The sequence below is a fragment of the uncultured Caballeronia sp. genome (assembly GCF_964243625.1).
Classification (GTDB): Bacteria; Pseudomonadota; Gammaproteobacteria; order Burkholderiales; family Burkholderiaceae; genus Caballeronia.
The window spans coordinates 1-2,856 of sequence record NZ_CAXTGZ010000722.1; the positions used below are offsets into that span (position 1 = coordinate 1).

At 61.6% G+C, this 2,856-nt stretch carries 3 protein-coding genes; 1 reads left to right on the plus strand and 2 read right to left on the minus strand.

Annotated features, from left to right (window positions below):
• Both ACFFAR_RS29925 and ACFFAR_RS29930 read right to left on the minus strand, forming a co-directional pair.
• Window positions 1–372, minus strand: a 372-nt coding sequence (locus tag ACFFAR_RS29925) for an SDR family NAD(P)-dependent oxidoreductase (RefSeq protein ID WP_375509088.1), incomplete at its 3' end; no start/stop codon positions are given.
• An 82-nt stretch (window positions 373–454) separates the two neighbouring features.
• Window positions 455–1,855, minus strand: a complete 1,401-nt coding sequence (locus tag ACFFAR_RS29930) for a GntP family permease (RefSeq protein WP_062003492.1) — start codon at window positions 1,853–1,855, stop codon at window positions 455–457.
• Window positions 1,856–2,156: 301 nt separating this feature from the next.
• Here ACFFAR_RS29930 and ACFFAR_RS29935 point away from each other — a divergent pair.
• On the plus strand, window positions 2,157–2,856 hold a 700-nt coding region (locus ACFFAR_RS29935), incomplete at its 3' end, for a sigma 54-interacting transcriptional regulator (RefSeq protein ID WP_174365351.1).

Genomic DNA, 2,856 nt, shown 5'->3' on the forward strand with positions numbered 1-2,856 from the left:
CGCCGAGGTCAGATTGATCGCGATAATCGCGTCCCACTTCTCGACCGGGAAGGTATCGATGGTCGCGACGTGCTGGATGCCCGCGTTGTTCACGAGTACATCCACGGCGCCGAATTGCTCGATGGCAAACGCGATCATCGCTTCGATCTCGGTGGCCTTGGACATATCCGCGCCATGATGCACGGCCTTCACGCCGTGCTGTTCGATCTGCGATTTCGCGTTCTGGATCACGGTGGCGTCGCCGAAACCATTCAGCACGATATTCGCGCCGGCTTGCGCGAGCGCATTGGCGATCCCGAGGCCAATACCGCTGGTCGATCCGGTGACGAGTGCGGTCTTGCCGGCGAGCGGAGTTGCTGCGGATGAAGTCATGGGGCGGGTCCTGTCGAAAAGGATGTTGGATGGCGGCATCAGGTGTCGATGCCGCCAAGTTTGCCAGATGTCGCGCCGGGGGTTAAACCAGGCCGGTCGTGTAATACACGGCGATCACGAAAAACACCGCCAGGGTCTTGATGATCGTCACCGCAAAAATATCGCGATACGCCTCGCGGTGCGTCAACCCGGTCACGGCGAGCAGCGTGATCACCGCGCCGTTATGCGGCAGCGTGTCCATGCCGCCGCTGGCCATCGCGACCACGCGATGCAGCACTTCGAGCGGGATATGCGCGGCTTCCGCGCCCTTGATGAACGTGTCCGACATGGCAGCGAGCGCAATGCTCATTCCGCCCGATGCCGACCCGGTGATGCCGGCAAGCGAACTCACGGAAACCGCCGCGTTGACCAGCGGATTCGGGATGCTCTTGAGCGCATTGCTGACCACGATAAACCCCGGCAATGCCGCGATCACGCCACCGAAACCGTACTCGGAGGCGGTGTTCATCGCGGCGAGCAACGCACCGCCCACAGCCGCTTTCGTACCCACGGCAAAACGTTCGCGCACGCGCCCGAACGCCGTCAGCACGACCAGCAAGATGCCGAGCAGCAGCGCGCCTTCGACGGCCCAGATTGCAACCACGGATTTGATCGGCGTGACGATCGCCGCATGAACGCCCGGCAGCACATCGGGCGCGACGGAATAACTCGCGCCGTACCAGACGGGAATCAGCTTCGTCAGCGCGAAGTTCGCAACGCCGACCAGCACCAGCGGCGCGACCGCCAGCAACGGATTGGGCAACTGCGCGCTTTCCACGCGATCCGGCTCATTGACAAGCGACGTGCCGTAACCCTCGCCGGTCGCCATCACCGAGCGGCGGCGCCACTCGAGAAAGGTCAGCCCGACCACGATGATGAACAGCGAACCGGCCGTTCCAAGAATCGGCGCGGCCCAGCCCGTGGTCTTGAAAAAGGTCGTGGGGATGATGTTCTGGATCTGCGGCGTGCCGGGCAGGGAGTCCATCGTGAACGAGAATGCGCCGAGCGCGATTGCGCCGGGCATCAGGCGCTTCGGGATATTGCTTTGCCGATACATCTCGGCCGCGAACGGATAGACGGCGAACACGACCACGAATAGCGAGACACCGCCATAGGTGAGCAACGCGCACACCGCCACGATCACCGCATTCACGCGCGTCTTGCCGATGTATCGGATGGCGGCGGCCACGATCGATTCCGAGAATCCCGACAATTCGACGACCTTGCCGAACACGGCGCCAAGCAGAAAGACGGGGAAATACAGCTTGACGAAGCCGACCATCTTCTCCATGAAGATGCCCGAAAACACCGGCGCGACGGCCGCAGGTTCAGTGAGCAGGACGGCGGCGAGGGCGGCGAGCGGCGCCACCAGGATCACGCTGTATCCGCGATACGCGGCCAGCATGAGAAACGCCAGCGCGGCGAGGACGATGATGAACGACATTGAGTCTCCGTACTTTGTTGTATATCCCGGCGCGCAATGAACGGTCCGGGTAGGGCGCGCCTTTATTGCAGCATCCGTGCCAATCGTTGTGCGGCAAGGCTTTCCGGGAATAATCGCCGGTCCTGGCGACGGATTCATGACGGAAATCCATGAATCGAGACGAAAACCGTTGGAAAGCTATCCGAAATTTCTGCTGAATTTCTTCTGAACCGCGGCCGAACGGCCGGTAGTGTAATGCCTTGCTGGTTTTCCACGTTTCGAGATACCCTGTCTCGATATCGAGAAAACCCACGAGACACTGATGCTCAACGACTGGACGCACGTCCCCGTCGATTACAGCGACGTTTTGCGCCGCGCGATGGATTCGCTCTTCAAGACCTTCGAGAATTTCAGCGAAGGCACGTTTATCGTCGATAAAGATGCGCGCGTCGTCTGGATCAACAAGCGCTACGCCGCGCGTTTCGGGTTTGCAGATCCGGAAGACGCAATTGGCCGGGACTGCGAAGCGGTGATTCCGAACAGCCTGATGCGCGAGGTCGTGACGACCGGCAAACCGATCTTGCTCGACTTGCTGGAGACGGATCGCGAACCGCTGGTCGTCACGCGCTTGCCGCTGAAGGACGATTTCGGCGAAACGGTCGGCGCGATCGGCTTCGCGCTCTTCGATGAAATGAAAGCGCTCACGCCGCTGTTTTCCCACTATTCACGCGTGCAGCAGGAACTGATCGCGACACGGCAATCGCTGGCACAGGCGCGGCGCGCGAAATATACGTTTGCAAGTTTTGTCGGCACGAGCACGGCGAGCCTCGACGTCAAGCGCCAGGCGAGGCGCGCCGCGCAGGTCGATTCGCCGGTTTTGTTGTCCGGTGAGACGGGCACCGGCAAGGAGCTGCTCGCGCACGCCATTCACGGCGCGTCGGCGCGATCGGCGCGGCCGCTGGTATCGGTGAACGTCGCGGCCATTCCCGACACCCTCCTCGAAGTCGAATTTTTCGGCGCGG